The following is a 1,547-nucleotide window of genomic DNA, read 5'->3' on the forward strand; positions in this document are numbered from 1 at the left end:
ACTTTAAGGTAAATGAGCACCGCAATGAAGGAAGCTGACGCAGTAATGCGAAGGTAATATTAATTTAGATGGTCAAGCTACAAAGGGCGCATGGTGAATGCCTTGGCACCAGTAGTCGAAGAAGGACGTGATAAGCTGCGATAAGCTTCGGGTAGGCGCAAATAGCCTGTGATCCGAAGATTTCCGAATGGGGCAACCCACACTACTAACGTAGTGTACTATAAACTGAATTCATAGGTTTATAGGGATATACCCGGGGAACTGAAACATCTAAGTACCCGGAGGAAGAGAAAGAAAAATCGATTTCCTAAGTAGCGGCGAGCGAAAGGGAAAGAGCCCAAACCAGGAACTTGTTCCTGGGGTTGCGGACAGATCATAAACGGAGAGGTATCTTAATTGAAGAGAGCTGGAAGGCTCCGCCGTAGAAGGTAACAGCCCTGTAAGTGAAAAGAGAAAACTCTAGATCTGCTCCAGAGTACCACGAGACACGTGAAACCTTGTGGGAAGCAGGGAGGACCACCTCCCAAGGCTAAATACTAACTGGTGACCGATAGTGAAGCAGTACCGTGAGGGAAAGGTGAAAAGAACCCCGGGAGGGGAGTGAAATAGAACCTGAAACCGTGTGTCCACAACCGGTCAAAGCACTTTTACGTGCGATGACGTGCTTTTTGTAGAACGAGCCAGCGAGTTACGATATGTAGCAAGGTTAAGCACTTAAGGTGCGCAGCCGAAGGGAAACCGAGTCTGAATAGGGCAATAAGTTGCATGTCGTAGACCCGAAACCGGGTGACCTATCCATGGACAGGTTGAAGCGGAAGTAAAATTCCGTGGAGGACCGAACCACGTTGGTGTTGAAAAACCATGGGATGAGCTGTGGATAGCGGAGAAATTCCAATCGAACTCGGAGATAGCTGGTTCTCCTCGAAATAGCTTTAGGGCTAGCGTTGAGAATGAGTAATGGAGGTAGAGCACTGAATGGGCTAGGGGCTGACAACAGTTACTGAACCCTATCAAACTCCGAATGCCATATACTTGAATCTCAGCAGTCAGACTACGAATGATAAGATCCGTGGTCAAAAGGGAAACAGCCCAGATCATCAGCTAAGGTCCCAAAGTGTAAGTTAAGTGGAAAAGGATGTGGGATTTCTAAGACAACTAGGATGTTGGCTTAGAAGCAGCCACTCATTCAAAGAGTGCGTAATAGCTCACTAGTCGAGAGATCCTGCGCCGAAGATGTCCGGGGCTAAAACTTACCACCGAAGCTATGGGCTCGAAAGAGCGGTAGAGGAGCTTCCTGTATGGATTGAAGTCGTACCGAAAGGAGCGGTGGACTGTACAGGAGTGAGTATGCTGGCATAAGTAGCGAGAAATAAGTGAGAATCTTATTGGTCGAAAACCTAAGGTTTCCTGAGGAAGGCTCGTCCGCTCAGGGTTAGTCGGGACCTAAGCCGAGGCCGAAAGGCGTAGGTGATGGACAATCGGTTGATATTCCGATACCGCCAACTGACGTTATTACAAATGGGATGACGCAGGAGGATAAGATGTGC

General features: G+C 48.2%; 1 rRNA gene (running past one end of the window). It reads left to right on the forward strand.

Features of this window, described 5'->3' with window-relative positions:
- The first annotated feature begins 70 nt into the window (after nucleotides 1–70).
- Nucleotides 71–1,547, forward strand: a 23S ribosomal RNA gene (locus tag I6U51_RS24085); it runs 1,370 nt beyond the window's last position.

This window comes from Clostridium aciditolerans (assembly GCF_016316925.1).
Classification (GTDB): domain Bacteria; phylum Bacillota; class Clostridia; order Clostridiales; family Clostridiaceae; genus Clostridium_AM; species Clostridium_AM aciditolerans.